We start from the raw sequence: 13,265 nt of genomic DNA on the forward strand, positions 1-13,265 counted from the left end.
GCACATCCGCGGGCCGATGCCGGAGGTCGGGGGGGCGGTCCCGGATGGGACGGTCGCACTCCGCGCTCCGTTCCGTGCCCCGACGGCACCGGCGTCACTCCGGCGCACACGGCGCGGGAGCGACCGTCGGCCACAACGGCGCGCCCGGCCTCGTCGACCACTTCGCGGGAGCCCGTGCCGACCGGCGTGACCAGCCCAACCGGCCGTCCAGGAGCGGGTCCGGCGGGCGACGGCGGCTCGGAACCGGCCCGGCGGGCACCGACGGCCCGGAACCGGCCCTTGCCGGCCGGCCCTCCGCGGGTCCGGGGTCTGAGTGACCGGCCCGGACGGCGCGGCCGCCTGGAGGCAGATGGACAGGGCAGGGTGATGCGGCGCGTCCCGGCGTCCTGAGCGCAGGTCCCAGCAGCCGTCTCCCCCGCTCGGCACCCGTGGGGTCTGTCGTCCGGTGCATGTCGGGCGTCGTTCGTGCCGGGTGTCGCGGGGTCCGGCAGCGCGCGCTGATCCGGCCTGATCCGGCCTGATCCGCGAAAGACCCTAGCCGATCGGAACGGCCTGTCCAGTGACGCGGGTGTGAGGGCTGCGGGGGTCCACGTCGATCAGCAGGTCACTGGGACGGCCCATGTCCTCCCCCTGCCGGATGCCGATCCTGGTGGGACCGCTGACGAGGCCGAGCGTACGGAGGTAGCCGCCGAACGCCGCTGCCGCCGCTCCGGTCGCCGGATCCTCCGCCACGCCGCCGATCGGGAACGGATCGCGGGCGTGGAAACGGTCCGGCGACTCCCGCCACACCAGGTGGACGGTGGTCCAGCCGTGACGCCGCATCACCTCGGCGAGGCCGTCGAAGTCGTAGTCCAGGGACGCCAGGCGCGCGCGGGAGGCGGCGGCCACCACCAGGTGGTCGTTGCCGCCGAACGCGACGTGCGGCGGCAACGCCGGGTCCAGGTCGCGGGCCTCCCAGCCCAGGGCCTTCAGCGCCGCGTCCAGTTCGGTGCTCTCGGCGGGCCGGGAGCGGGTCGCGACGCTGGTGAGGGTGGCCAGCACGGCTCCGTCGTCGGCTTCGGTGGCGACGGGGATCTCGCCGGCCGGGGTGTCGAGGAGGATCTCGCCGGGTCCCGCCCGCTCGGCGAGGGCGACGGCCAGGGCGACGGTCGCGTGTCCGCAGAAGGCGACCTCGGCGAGCGGGCTGAAGTAGCGGACGCCGAACCGCCGTGAGGCCTCGTCACGGCTCGTGACGAAGGCCGTCTCCGAATAGCCGACCCGGGCGGCGATGGCGAGCATCGTCGCGTCGTCGAGCCCGCGGGCGTCGAGCACCACACCGGCGGGATTGCCTCCGGCCGGGTCGTCGGTGAAGGCCGCGTAGCGCAGGATCTCAGCGGGCGGCGTGGTGTCGGTGACGGGGCTCGTCCCGTCGGTGTCGGTGGTCATGTCCCTACGGTGCCTCCGCGTCGACGATCGCGTCCAACGATGGATCGCGATCCTCTCCATCGTGATGTCGCATACCATGGGGGTTGTGGACACCCGCTTGCTGCACACCTTCACCACCCTCGCCCGGACGGGCAGCTTCACGGCCGCTGCCGCCGAGTTGCACCTGGCCCAGTCCACCGTCACCGTGCACATCCGCGCCCTTGAGCGGGAACTCGACGCGCGGCTGTTCGACCGTCTGCCCACGGGTGCCCTGCTGACCGACACCGGTCGACGGCTGTTGGAGAGAGCCGAGGACGTACTCGACGCCGTGGCTCGACTGCGGGCGGACGGTGACGGGGCCGGGGCCGTAGGGGGGCGAGTGGTCGTAGGGACCCCCGAGTCGCTGTGCACCACTCGGCTGCCGGGGGTGGTCGCCGCCCTGCGCACCAGCCACCCCGGGGTGGACGTCCAGTTGTACGCGGGAGGCACCGCGCAGTGTGTCGAGGGACTGCGGTCCGGGCGCCTGGACGTGGCCCTCCTGCTGGAGCGGGAAGCCGACTTCACCGATGTGGCGACCGAACCGATCGCCAGTGAGCCCCTCGCCCTCGTCTGCGCTCCCCGCCACCCGCTCGCCGCGCGGGCCGGCGCACCGTCGTGGGCCGAGCTCGCCGCCGAGAGCGTCTTCCTGCTGGAGCAAGGCTGTTCCTACAGCGATGACCTGGAGCGTCGGTTGCTCGCCGTGCCCGGCGCCCGGCCGCGCCTGACCCGGTTCGGGAGTGTGGACGCGGCGCGTTCCTGTGTGGCCGCCGGGCTGGGAGTCACCCTGCTGCCCCGGACGACCGTGCGAGACCATCTGCGCGACGGCAGGTTGCTGTGCCTTGACGGGCCGTGGTTCGCCGACGTCCCGGTGCGGTTGGCCCGGCACCGTAGACGGTGGACGTCGCCGGCGACCCAGACGTTCGTCCAGGAACTGGTACGGCACCTGCCCGACTGAGGGCCGAGAGCACCGCGTTGACCGTGCGCGCGGGGCAAGCGGTGCGCGGCGCCGAGACGGATGTGGTCGAGGGGCCGGGCGGAGGGCCGGCGCTACTCGTCGCCGGTGGCCTTGTCCACCAGGGCCCCGTAGGCCAGTTGCAGCGCGTCCGCCCCGGCCAGTGCGGTGAGCGCCCCCATGGCCGTCCGCGTGGCGCGTGGCCACATCAGCCGGCCCGCGGTCAGCGTCGAGGCCACCCAGACGCTCATGCAGAACGGGCAGGTCACCAGCTCGCCCACGGTGTCCCCGCCGTCGTCGGCGCGGGCCTCCTCGTGCAGTTCGGCCGGACCCTGCGGGCCGACGTACCGCGTGAAGGGAGCCCGCAGGGGACTGGTCACCGAGGCCTTGCTCAGCAGCCGACTGAGCCGGAAGGTGGCCACCGCGGTCAGGACCACGTCCCAGGGCTCGGGCCGGTCGGGCAGCGGGCGCCGACGGAGCCGCACCGCCGTCGCCCAGGCGGCCGTGTAGGCCCCGAATCCCACCATCGCCGTGAGGTAGCCGCCCAGCGGCCGCTCGTGGCCTGCCGAATAGTCACGTTCCGCACCTCGGAGTCGCCTCTCCAGGCGTCGTACGAAGCGGCTGTCAGCTACTGTCCCCATAATTCGTGCCCGTTCCTGTCCCACTGTGTTCGCCGGTCGGTTCCGCCACCGCGGTTCATGCGCTCTCGCCGTTCCGATTCATCCGAGGGGCGGGTCGCGAGGGTACGCCTCCGGCCGCCTGCCACCGGGTCCCCGCCAGGGCATCCGGCAAACAGATCCGCAGGAGCGGCCCGGCCCCGCCCCGCCAGGCTCGGGGCGGATGCGTGTCGCCATCCGGTCGTCGTGTCCTGGAGCGGCGCCGGCAGCACCTGCGGGCGGATGTCGTTGGGGCCACGATCGGTCCTTCCCCCGGCCCGCGGTGGCCGGTTCTGACGGACCCGCCGTCGAGCGCCGTACGAGGACAGCGGCACCGGCGGTGAGCCCGGTGGCCGTCCCCGTGACTTTCCTGGGACCGTCGGCGGTCGCATCCCCTCGCGACTGTGCCTCCTTCGGCGCGTCGATGCGCGCAGGCGCGACCGGCGAGTACCCCGGCGATGCGTTGCGCGCCCGGACTGGTGCCGCCGGTCGGGTGACTACCTCGGGGCCGGTCCGGCGCGGACGCCACGGTCCGGGGCCCGCGACGTCAGGCTGGACCGAGGATCCCCCTCCCCCTTCGGATGAGTGACTCCTCGCCATGGGGGACCCGCGTGCTCACCATCGACCGCCCTGGAGGCACAAGTGACCTTCAACCCCCTGGAACAACGTGGTATCCCGCTGGACCGGCAGATCAGGAACTGGCGAGAACTGAACGTCGCCCCCATCGACCCCGATCACTGCGACCCCTACACCCGCTGCCGCATCATCACGATGAACGGCATCGAGGTCGAGGCGATCATGTTCAGCCACCAGCTGGCCCGGAACACCGTCGATCCCGAGGTGAAGCGCCAGCTGGCCCAGACTCGGTACATCGAGGCGCAGCAGCAGAAGGCGGTCAACTGGCTGCTGCCCGGCGTGTCGTCGGTGCTGGAGACGACGATCGCCTACGAGCAGGTGGCCGTGGACCTCACCGCCTGGGTCGCCCGCATGGAGCCCGACCCCTATCTGAAGCAGGCGTACCAGTTCGGTGTCCTTGAGGACTTCGATCACCTGTACCGGTACGCGAACCTGTACGAGATGATCGAGCACCGCAAGGCGGACGCGATCGTCGAGGGCCTCACCGAGGTCATGCCGGGCCGGCCGACGAAGTTCCACCACCGCCACCCGGCCGACAACGTACGTGATCCGTACGTCAAGGACGAGACGAACCCGCTGTCGAAGCTGCACGCGCTGACGATCATGTCCGCGGAGCAGCAGACCATGAACTTCTACATGAACACCGGTCCCACCTATATGGAGCCGATCGCCCGCCAGCTCTACCAGGAGATCGGCCTCATCGAGGAGGAGCACGTCACCCACTACGAGTCGCTGGTCGACCCGGGCGAGACGTGGTGGGAGCAACTCGTCAATCACGAGTACAACGAGTGCTACCTCTACTACTCCTTCATGGAGCAGGAGAGCGATCCCAAGGTGAAGGCGATCTGGGAGCTGCATCTGAACCAGGAGCTGGAGCACCTGCATATCGCCTGCGACCTGATGCGCCGGCACGACGGACGGGACCCGGAGTCCGTGCTGGCACCGCAGCTGCCGAACGTTCTGACCTTCGAACCGAACAAGGCCTACGTGCGGGAACTGCTCGCCACGCAGATCGACCTGACGACGCTCGGTGCCGGGTACGTCCGCGAGGCCCACGAGCGCTTCGAGAAGATGCAGGAGCAGATCCACGGCGGCGAGGAACCGCCCAGCGAGCGGGTGATGACGCAGCATGACGAGATGTTCGGGCGCGAGTACCGCGTCGAGACCGAGGGCGAGCACCCCGACCCCGCCCTGCGCGAGAAGTGAGGAGACCGGTCATGTCCGAGCTTCACACCCCGCAGGCCGGTGATGACGCCGCCCCGGACACCGACGTGGTGGGCCTGCTCATGCGGCAGCACGGCGACATCCGCAATCTGTTCGACGAGGTCGAGGCCGCGACCGGAGACGCCCGGCAGGAAGCCTTCCGCCGCCTGGTACGTCTTCTCGCCGTCCACGAGACGGCGGAGGAGGAGATCGTGCACCCGTTCGTCCGCCGCAACGTCGCGGGGGGAGAGGAGATCGTCGAGACCCGCCTCGCGGAGGAACGGTCGGCCAAGGAGACACTGAGCGCCCTGGACGACATGGATCCGGACGACCCGGAGTTCCTGCCCCGGCTGCTGGCCCTGCGCGCCGACGTCCAGGAGCACGCGCGCGCGGAGGAGCGCTACGAGTTCATCCACCTCCGGCGCAGCGCCGACACCTCGACACTCGCCTCACTGGCCAAGGGTGTCAAAGCGGCCGAAGCCATGGCGCCCACCCGGCCTCACCCGGGTGTGGAATCCGCGAGGGCCAATGCGGCACTCGGCCCGGTCGCCGCCCTGATGGACCGCACCCGCGACACCGTCCGCAAGGCGATGGACCACGGTTGAGCTCGTCCGGCCTGCCGTAGGGGACGTCGTCGTCGCCTCGGCAGGCCGCCGCCGAACGCCGCGTCGCCTACCGCGCCGGAGGTACCGGGAAGATCATGCAGCTACTGGTGGCGTGGGCGAGGAGACGTCCCGTCGCGTCGACCAACTGCGCCTGCGCGAGAGCGGTTTGGCGGCCCTTGTGGACAAGCGTGCCGATGGCGCGCACCGTTCCCGTGTCCACGGTGATCCGCCGCAGGAACTTCACCGTGAGGTCGAGCGACGTGTAGGCCATGCCCTGCGGGAGGGTGGACTGGACTGCGCAGCCCGCCGCCGAGTCGAGCAGCGTGGCGAAGATGCCGCCGTGCACGCTGCCGATCGGGTTGTAGTGCTCTTCTCCCGGCGTGAGGGAGAAGACCGCCCTGCCGGGCTCGACCTCCTCCAGGCCGAAGTCGACGGTGTGGCCGATGGGCGGTCCCGGCAGTCGCCCCGCCTGCAACTCGCGCAGGAAGTCGATGCCGGCCATGCGTCCGGCGGCTTCCGCCAGGATCGCGGGGTCGTCCCACTGATACGTACGCGTTCGTCCCACGAGCCGAGGCCTTCCATCTGACTTTTACAGATGAAGCTAGCTCTCGGCTCACCTGACTGTCAATGGCGAAGCCAGCCCTCTACGATGGTGGCATGGAGTGGCTTGAGGCGAGCACGGAGAACTGCCCCGTCCAGCGCACGCTCGACGTGGTCGGAGAGAAGTGGACGTTGCTGATCCTGCGCGACGCCGTCAACGGAGTCCGTCGCTTCGACGACTTCCACCGCCACATCGGCCTGTCGGAGGCCGTCCTCAGCGACCGCCTCCGGAAGCTCATCTCGGCCGGCGTCCTGAAGACCGTGCCGTACCGGGAGCCGGGCAACCGCTCACGCAACGAGTACCGCCTGACCCGCAAGGGCTGGGATCTGTGGCCCGTCCTCATGGCGCTCAGCCAGTGGGGCGAGACCTACGCCCTCGACGCGGACGGCCCCCTGCTGGACCTCCGCCACACGGACTGCGAGGCTCCGGTCCGCGTCGTCGTCGAGTGCTCCGCCGACCACTCGGCCCTCACCCCCGGGGAAGTCACCGCCCGCCTGGGACCAGGGGCCCGTCCCCGCCGCTGACGACGACCCCGCCCGCCCCACCGGGGCGGAGGGCGAGCGCCCGCCGCCGCCCGGGCAGTGCAGTCGGAGCTCCGTCTGCGGACTCCAGGCCGAGCGGATCGGGCGAGCGGCGGGCTCCACGGCGGCGGGATCGCCGACGCCTGGACGTGGCATCCGGCTGGTCGACGGCGGGGCAGGCCGTGCGGAAGCGGAACTGCCGCGCTCAGGCGCTCACCTGCCGGCGGGTGACCATCCTCCGTGGTGCGGCGTGGTGCGCCGTCCCACCCGCGCCGGCCGGCTGCTGACGCGACAGCCACAGGGACGTCACGGACAACAGGCCGGTGAAGACGACCAGGAAGAGCACCGACACCCACATCTGTCGGCTACCCGGGTCCTCCCATCCCGCCCAGGCGGCCGAGGCGGCCCACAGAGCTGCTCCCCCCGCGTACACAGGGCGCATTCGCCGCAGCTGCCGTACGGCCCGCACGGATTCAGCGTGATCGTTCTCCGGTGTCATGCCGGTCCGACTACCCCGATACGGTGCTCATGTGCATGCGAACCGGAGCCGGATCCGAGATTCACGGGAAACCGCGCCCGGCGCAACGGGCGAGGCGCGGGTGACCGCTCATCCCTGGCGGTCCGGACTCCGCCGGAACGCCACCGCCGCGGCGATGCCGCCGATCAGGCCGAAGAGATGCCCCTGCCAGCTGACTCCGGTCGCCGTCGGCAGCACCCCCCACAGGATCGAACCGTAAACGGCACCGACGAGGAGTCCCACGAGTACGTCACCGACGCGACGGTCGACGAAACCGCGGACGACGAGATAGCCGAAGAGACCGAAGACGACACCCGACGCGCCCGCGGTGTTGGAGTACGCAGGTGCGGTGAGCCAGACACCCAGGCCGCTCAGCAGGGTGATCACGGCGACGACGGCGAGGAAGCGGCGGATGCCGGCGAGCGCCGCCAGGAAACCCATGGCCAGCAGCGGCAGACTGTTCGCCGCGACATGGTCGAAGCCGAAGTGCAGGAAGGCGGCGGGCACGACGTCGCGCAGCTCGCCGAACTGCCGTGGCGTGATGCCGTAGGTGTCCAGGGCGTGGCCGCTGACCGCGTCGATGATCTCCAGCACCCACAGCAGGGCGCCCCATCCCGCGACCAGCACCGCCGCGTCCCGGGCCCGCGCCCGCCGCGACTGCGGCGCGGGGCGCACCACACCGTCCGGTCCGTTCCGCGATCCGGCACCGAAGTGCGATTCGTACACCACAGCAACCCCCTCCGATGCCCTCGCCCGGTTGATCCTGCATGAGTCGACTGTCTACTGATCAACGCAGGGAAGGGTCGTCGCGGTTCCAGGCCCGAGCGGCTTTCCCGTACGTCCCGCTGTCCCGCACCACGTCCTCACCGGCCCTGCCACCGCGCTCCTCCCCCTTCGGCGAAGGTCCGGGACGGTGTGGGTGTCGAGTTCGCCGCCATCTCGATGACCGAGTCGGTCCGACCGGCGTGGTGCGGGTGCGGGCGACCGGCTCACGTCTGCTGGTCACCGGTGGTTCGCGTGGCGTTGAGGGTGAGGATGGCGGTGTCGTCCTCCACGCCGGAGCCGAAGGAGTCGAGGAGATCACGGACGGCGGCGACGACGTCCGGGGCGGTGGTGGGCGCCAGGTCACGGGCGAAATCGAGGAGCGCCTTGTCGCCGTAGCGGCCGTCCTCCCCTCCTCGAGTGGTACGGGCCTCGGTGAGCCCGTCCGTGTAGAGCAGCAGAGTGTCGCCGGGCTCGAGACGGAGGGTGGTGGTGGCGATGTGGGCATCCGGCAGGACGCCGATGAGCTGTCCGTCGGGGGTGGGCAGGTAGTCGGCGGTGCCGTCGGCGCGCATCAGCAGGGCAGGGGGGTGGCCGCCGCTGGCGAGGGTGACCCTGAAACCTCCCCCCGGTCCGTCGGGGGTGAGCAGGCCGAATATGACGGTGCAGAACCGCGGGTCGTCCCCGTGGTACTCGTGGTTCAGGACGGTGTTGAGATTGGCGAGCGCGGCTGCGGGCGCGGGGTCGTAGACGGCAGCCGCACGCAGGGTGTAGCGGGTCAGGGAGGTGACGGCCGCCGCGGCGGAACCCTTGCCGCACACGTCACCGAGGAAGAATCCCCACGTGCCCGAACCCAGGGGGAACAGATCGTAGAAGTCGCCGCCGACCTCGTCGGTGGAGGCGATGTGGTAGTGCGCGGCCACGTCCAGACCGGGGACGTTGACGAGGACAGGGGGGAGCAGCGTCTTCTGAAGGACTCTGTTCAGTCGCTGGAGGCGTTCGCGTTCGCGTTCCGATTCCTGGCGGGCGCGCAGGAGCTCGGTCTCGTAGGCGCGTCGGTCGCGGGCGTCGAAGACGGTGGTGCGGATCAGCAGCGGCTGGCCGTCGCCGCCCGTTTTGACGATGGAGGTGACCAGGACGGGCAGGCGGCGGCCGTCGGCTGCTTCGAGTTCCAGGGCGACGCCCCTGACTTCGCCCTGCATGCGCAGCAGCGGGGCGAAGTGGGTCTCGTGGTAGAGGCGACCGCCGACGGTGAGCAGGTCGGAGAAGTGCTTGCGGCCCACCAGGTCCCCGCGCCGGTAACCGAGCCAGTCCAGCAACGTGGTGTTGACCTTGGCGATCAGGCCGTCGAGGAGGGTGGAGAGGTAGCCGCACGGTGCGTGCTCGTAGAGGTCTTCCACGCTGTCCTCCGGCAGGGCCGAGAGAAGTGCCCGGTCTCCGCCTTCCGACTGACCGCCGACAGCGGTGTTCCCGCCGTCCTCGTCGTCGCCGTCGGTCTCGCACATCATTGCCCCGCACCGGCGAACTCGGCGACGGCGGCGTCGCTCTCCCCCGGAGCGGCGAGCTGGGGGCAGTGCCCGGTCGCGTTCAAGGTGACCAGCCGGGGGCCGGGAAGCTGCGTGTCACTGAACGCCTGGGACGCGCCTGATCGGAGAGGACCACCGCGCAGTCGCGCTCCAGCACCGGACCCGCCGGACGCCGCACACTCCTACCGCAAACGAATCCGTGCGCCGACGACACCACCGGGTCTTCGGCTCGCTCTGTCACCCTCACGTGATTCCGGCTCCGTACAGCCATACGGCGCACCCTCGCGGACAGGCTGCCGAGCTGCGTGCCTGTCTCGAACGATCCTTCCCGGACCAAGGTCAGGGGCGCTCGGCGAAAGCGGTCCGGGTCGCGCATTCACTGTCACCACTCATTCTCACGCAAAAGTGGGACCGGGCATCTCGGGACCTTCCGAACCTTTCGGCTTCACGAAGGTTCCCCGGCTCGCGATTACATATGAGGTGCCGACACCCTCCGTGTCGGCGCCCGCCCACCGCGGTCCCGGCCGCCGGGGCGAGCCGGAACGGAACCCCGCCCGCTCCGGCGCCCGCGCCCGTCGCCTGTCGCCTGTCGCCTGTCGCCTGTCGCCTGTCGCCCCGGCAACCTCCCGCTGTGTGAAGGGCCGACCGGGCCTGCGGAGTGCCGGTGTCCAGTACGGGCGGGCCGGAGCCGCGGGCGGCCGGGCGGCCGCTGGTAAAATGAGGAATCGTCTTCCACGCCGCCGGGGTCCGTACCAACGGGTACGGACCCCGGCGCGTTCCGGGCGTCACACCGAGGAAGGTTCCCCATGAACGCGAAGCCGCCGGCCCCTGGACTCCCGCATGCCGGCAAGCACCGGTCGGCGAGCGCGCCGCAGGGTGACCTCGAGACGCCCCAGCCCGTCTCGCCCGGTCTGCCGCCGGCCGCGTCCTTCGACGCGCTCGGCCTTCCGCCGGAGCTGCTGACGACGATGACCGGCCTCGGGGTGACGGAGCCCTTCCCGATCCAGGCCGCGACGCTGCCCAACGCGCTCGCCGGCCGCGATGTCCTCGGCCGCGCGCGTACCGGCTCCGGCAAGACGCTGGCCTTCGGCCTCGCCCTCCTCGTCCGTACCGCTGGCCGGCGGGCGGAGTCGAAGCGGCCGAGGGCGCTGGTCCTGGTGCCGACCCGCGAGCTCGCCCAGCAGGTGGGCGACGCGCTGGAGCCGTACGCGCGCGTGCTGGACCTGCGACTGGCCACCGTGGTCGGAGGTCTGTCGATCAACAAGCAGACGGCGCTCCTGCGGGCCGGCGTGGACGTGGTCATCGCGACGCCGGGGCGTCTGGCGGACCTGGTGTCGCGCCGGGACTGCCATCTGAACCACGTGCGGATCACGGTGTTGGACGAGGCGGACCAGATGTGCGACCTGGGTTTCCTGCCCCAGGTCTCGGACATCCTCGACCAGATCCCCGCCGACGGGCAGCGGCTGCTGTTCTCGGCCACCCTCGACCGCAACGTCGACCAGCTGGTGCGTGACCACCTGCACGACCCGGTCCTCGCTTCGGTCGACCAGCTGGCCGGCTCGGTCGCCACGATGGAACATCATGTCCTGAACATCCACGGCGCCGACAAGTACGCGACCGCGACCGAGATCGCCGCGCGGGACGGCCGGGTGCTGATGTTCCTGGACACCAAGGCCGCCGTGGACCAGTTCACCCGCCACCTGCGGGCCAGCGGAGTGCGGGCGTCCGCGCTGCACAGTGGGAAGTCACAGCCCCAACGGACGCACACACTGGCCCAGTTCAAGAGCGGTGAGGTCACCGTGCTGGTGGCCACCAACGTCGCCGCACGGGGCATCCACATCGAGGCCCTCGACCTGGTCGTCAACGTCGATCCGCCGGCCGACGCCAAGGACTATCTGCACCGCGGCGGGCGTACGGCGCGCGCCGGGGAGTCCGGCCGAGTGGTCACGCTGGTCACGCCCAACGAGCGGCGCGAGGTGAATCGGATGATGTCCGAGGCCGGGATCCGGCCGACGGTCACGCAGGTGCGCTCCGGCGAGGCGGCGCTGACCGCCATCACCGGGGCGAAACGCCCCCCCGCCGGGACGAAGACCAGTGGCGGCAACGCCCCCTTCCGTGGACTCGGCACCCGTCCGGCCGGCGCCGCCAAGGAGTCCCGCAAGACGGCCGAGGCCCGCAGGACGGCGGAGGCCCGCGCGGCGGCCCGGGTGCGCAGGGGCCGCTGACGGGACGCGTCGGCCCCCGTACATGCCGCGGGTCGGGCCGTCGCTGCCGCGGTTCAGGCCGAGGTCTTGCGTCGGTCGGCCTGGCCGCGCAGCTCCTCGTTGATCCGCCTGGCTTCTTCGAGCTGGTCTTCCAGGATGATGATCCGGCAGGCGGCCTCGATGGGGGTGCCGGTGTCGACGAGTTCCCGGGCGCGGGCCGCGATGCGCAGCTGGTAGCGGGAGTAGCGGCGGTGGCCGCCCTCGGAGCGCAGGGGGGCGATCAGACGGTTGTCCCCGAGGGCGCGGAGGAAGGCGGGGGTGGTGCCGAGCATGTCGGCCGCCCGGCCGATGGTGTACGCCGGGTAGTCGTCGTCGTCCAGCGGGTCGGGGGTGCGGGGACCGGCAGGGGGCATAGACCTCTTCTTTCCAGGGACGCGTCGGGGGGCCCTGGACGCTGCTCTGCGCCCAGGGCCCCGAGGTTTCAACACCATCTACCGGCAGACCTGCACCGGTTCTCTTGTTCCGCCTGCCCGCCGGCGAGGGCGGGACTGCGGGGATCGCGAATGCGTGACCGTGGACCACCTTCCGTTCTGGGGCCTGCGGTACCCGGGCGGTACTTCGTCCTCGCCCGGGCGATCCTGATGGCGTCTGCTCCTCCATTCGGTTGCGCGATTTCGATACTTACGGTTACTGCACGGCAGCTCGTCCTGCCGCCTCCTTCGACTTTCTGAGTACGAGACCAACGCTAGCTCCCCCACATCCCAATGTCTACCGTCGCCACGACAGATTTTCTTCCTGCGGAGATCGCCTCATGCCGACGTTCAGGCCTCTTCCCGCGTTCCGCCGCGCCGGCGGGAGCGCCGCGCGAGTCCACCGTCCTGTCGTCCGAGTCCACCTCGTGTCGTCACACCCCGACGCCGCTCGGTGAAGGGCCACCGCTCCGATCCCGACGGGCGTCCCCCTGCTCGCGCGGCGGTGCCGTGACCCGGGTCCCGCAAGCCGGAAACCCAAGTCCTGCGAGATGGTTGGGGCGGGAGACGGCGGGGGTACCCGTGAGCAGCGAAAGACCGAACGAACGCTCCGGAGGTGAGCGCGGTGACCACTTCTCCCCGGTCGTCGATGGAGACCCATCCCGACATCGTCGCCATGCGTGCCCGTCACGAGATGGCGGAAAGAGCCACCAGCACCCCCATGGCACAGGCCGTCGAGGCCCTTGCCTTCCTCACGGGTGTGTACCTGGCGGCTTCCCCGTGGATCGCCGGTTTCAGCGGTCTCTCCGCGCTGGCGGTCAACAACCTGATCGTCGGTATCGGCTATGCGCTGCTGATGAGCGGCGGCTTCGGCCGCGCCTACGAGCGCACGCACAGCATGGCCTGGGCCGCGTGCGCGCTGAGCCTGTGGACGATCATCGCGCCCTGGGCGGTGGCAGGCGACGTCAGCACCACCCGGACCGTGGTGAACAACGTCGTCGTCGGCATCATCGGCCTGCTCCTGGCGCTGGCCGCCAGCGCCGTCGCACGGGAGAAGCGGTCGCCTCGCCACGACCGCGACATGTAGGCCGGTAGCGGTGCCGGAACGCATGCGAGTACAGCCCAGGAGTGCGGACCCTCATGACAGTGCCGCGGGACTCGGGGCCTGG

The 13,265-nt window shown here is 71.0% G+C and carries 13 protein-coding genes and 1 pseudogene; 6 read left to right on the forward strand and 8 right to left on the reverse strand.

What is annotated here, in order from left to right:
• Positions 1-534 precede the first annotated feature (534 nt).
• On the reverse strand, positions 535-1,425 hold the full coding sequence (locus ACZ5Y0_RS18910; RefSeq protein ID WP_469129804.1) for a PhzF family phenazine biosynthesis isomerase: 891 nt from the start codon (positions 1,423-1,425) through the stop codon (positions 535-537).
• 85 nt (positions 1,426-1,510) lie between these two features.
• Here ACZ5Y0_RS18910 and ACZ5Y0_RS18915 point away from each other — a divergent pair, with 85 nt between their 5' ends.
• The gene (locus tag ACZ5Y0_RS18915; protein ID WP_469129805.1) at positions 1,511-2,398 is read left to right on the forward strand and encodes a LysR family transcriptional regulator; all 888 of its coding nucleotides are present in this window, start codon (positions 1,511-1,513) and stop codon (positions 2,396-2,398) included.
• Between the two features lie 92 nt (positions 2,399-2,490).
• On the opposite strand, the gene ACZ5Y0_RS18920 is transcribed toward ACZ5Y0_RS18915, so the two are convergent.
• Positions 2,491-3,036, reverse strand: a complete 546-nt coding sequence (locus tag ACZ5Y0_RS18920) for a DUF1360 domain-containing protein (protein ID WP_469129806.1) — start codon at positions 3,034-3,036, stop codon at positions 2,491-2,493.
• A gap of 657 nt (positions 3,037-3,693) precedes the next feature.
• On the opposite strand from ACZ5Y0_RS18920, the gene ACZ5Y0_RS18925 reads away from it, so the two are divergent.
• Together ACZ5Y0_RS18925 and ACZ5Y0_RS18930 are read left to right on the forward strand one after the other, a co-directional pair.
• A complete protein-coding gene (locus ACZ5Y0_RS18925; RefSeq protein WP_469129807.1) occupies positions 3,694-4,893 on the forward strand; it encodes a hypothetical protein in 1,200 nt (399 codons plus the stop codon).
• An 11-nt stretch (positions 4,894-4,904) separates the two neighbouring features.
• Entirely contained in the window at positions 4,905-5,495 is a 591-nt protein-coding gene (locus tag ACZ5Y0_RS18930; RefSeq protein WP_469129808.1) for a hemerythrin domain-containing protein, read from the forward strand.
• Between the two features lie 67 nt (positions 5,496-5,562).
• On the opposite strand, the gene ACZ5Y0_RS18935 is transcribed toward ACZ5Y0_RS18930, so the two are convergent.
• Complete coding sequence (locus ACZ5Y0_RS18935) at positions 5,563-6,060, reverse strand: PaaI family thioesterase (protein ID WP_469129809.1); 498 nt, start codon at positions 6,058-6,060, stop codon at positions 5,563-5,565.
• Positions 6,061-6,152: 92 nt separating this feature from the next.
• Between ACZ5Y0_RS18935 and ACZ5Y0_RS18940 the strand changes: the two genes are divergently transcribed.
• On the forward strand, positions 6,153-6,620 hold the full coding sequence (locus tag ACZ5Y0_RS18940; protein ID WP_469129810.1) for a winged helix-turn-helix transcriptional regulator: 468 nt from the start codon (positions 6,153-6,155) through the stop codon (positions 6,618-6,620).
• A gap of 202 nt (positions 6,621-6,822) precedes the next feature.
• Here ACZ5Y0_RS18940 and ACZ5Y0_RS18945 read toward each other — a convergent pair whose 3' ends face one another.
• The 4 genes and pseudogenes from ACZ5Y0_RS18945 to ACZ5Y0_RS18960 all read right to left on the reverse strand — a co-directional run.
• On the reverse strand, positions 6,823-7,116 hold the full coding sequence (locus tag ACZ5Y0_RS18945; protein ID WP_469129811.1) for a hypothetical protein: 294 nt from the start codon (positions 7,114-7,116) through the stop codon (positions 6,823-6,825).
• Between the two features lie 108 nt (positions 7,117-7,224).
• Complete coding sequence (locus ACZ5Y0_RS18950) at positions 7,225-7,812, reverse strand: rhomboid family intramembrane serine protease (RefSeq protein WP_469129930.1); 588 nt, start codon at positions 7,810-7,812, stop codon at positions 7,225-7,227.
• Positions 7,813-8,123: 311 nt separating this feature from the next.
• Positions 8,124-9,401, reverse strand: coding sequence for a SpoIIE family protein phosphatase (locus tag ACZ5Y0_RS18955; protein ID WP_469129931.1), 1,278 nt, complete (start codon positions 9,399-9,401; stop codon positions 8,124-8,126).
• Positions 9,401-9,508: pseudogene (locus ACZ5Y0_RS18960) on the reverse strand (alpha/beta fold hydrolase); the annotation flags it as partial. The gene ACZ5Y0_RS18955 and the pseudogene ACZ5Y0_RS18960, both read right to left, overlap by 1 nt.
• 720 nt (positions 9,509-10,228) lie before the next feature.
• Here ACZ5Y0_RS18960 and ACZ5Y0_RS18965 point away from each other — a divergent pair.
• Positions 10,229-11,647, forward strand: a complete 1,419-nt coding sequence (locus ACZ5Y0_RS18965) for a DEAD/DEAH box helicase (RefSeq protein ID WP_469129812.1) — start codon at positions 10,229-10,231, stop codon at positions 11,645-11,647.
• 53 nt (positions 11,648-11,700) lie between these two features.
• Here the strand turns inward: ACZ5Y0_RS18965 and ACZ5Y0_RS18970 are convergent, their stop codons facing one another.
• Positions 11,701-12,039: a MerR family transcriptional regulator gene (locus tag ACZ5Y0_RS18970; RefSeq protein ID WP_469129813.1), complete on the reverse strand. Its 339-nt coding sequence runs from the start codon at positions 12,037-12,039 to the stop codon at positions 11,701-11,703.
• 706 nt (positions 12,040-12,745) lie between these two features.
• On the opposite strand from ACZ5Y0_RS18970, the gene ACZ5Y0_RS18975 reads away from it, so the two are divergent.
• Positions 12,746-13,183, forward strand: coding sequence for an SPW repeat protein (locus tag ACZ5Y0_RS18975; protein ID WP_469129932.1), 438 nt, complete (start codon positions 12,746-12,748; stop codon positions 13,181-13,183).
• Positions 13,184-13,265 lie beyond the last annotated feature (82 nt).

The sequence above is a fragment of the Streptomyces sp. NPDC033216 genome (assembly GCF_055577115.1).

Bases quoted from the DNA above. Each gene is read 5' to 3' on its own strand.
- ACZ5Y0_RS18910 (WP_469129804.1), bottom strand. From the start codon at position 1,425: ATGACCACCGACACCGACGGGACGAGCCCCGTCACCGACACCACGCCG.
- ACZ5Y0_RS18920 (WP_469129806.1), bottom strand. From the start codon at position 3,036: ATGGGGACAGTAGCTGACAGCCGCTTCGTACGACGCCTGGAGAGGCGA.
- ACZ5Y0_RS18930 (WP_469129808.1), top strand. From the start codon at position 4,905: ATGTCCGAGCTTCACACCCCGCAGGCCGGTGATGACGCCGCCCCGGAC.
- ACZ5Y0_RS18940 (WP_469129810.1), top strand. From the start codon at position 6,153: ATGGAGTGGCTTGAGGCGAGCACGGAGAACTGCCCCGTCCAGCGCACG.
- ACZ5Y0_RS18945 (WP_469129811.1), bottom strand. From the start codon at position 7,116: ATGACACCGGAGAACGATCACGCTGAATCCGTGCGGGCCGTACGGCAG.
- ACZ5Y0_RS18955 (WP_469129931.1), bottom strand. From the start codon at position 9,401: ATGTGCGAGACCGACGGCGACGACGAGGACGGCGGGAACACCGCTGTC.
- ACZ5Y0_RS18965 (WP_469129812.1), top strand. From the start codon at position 10,229: ATGAACGCGAAGCCGCCGGCCCCTGGACTCCCGCATGCCGGCAAGCAC.
- ACZ5Y0_RS18970 (WP_469129813.1), bottom strand. From the start codon at position 12,039: ATGCCCCCTGCCGGTCCCCGCACCCCCGACCCGCTGGACGACGACGAC.
- ACZ5Y0_RS18975 (WP_469129932.1), top strand. From the start codon at position 12,746: ATGGAGACCCATCCCGACATCGTCGCCATGCGTGCCCGTCACGAGATG.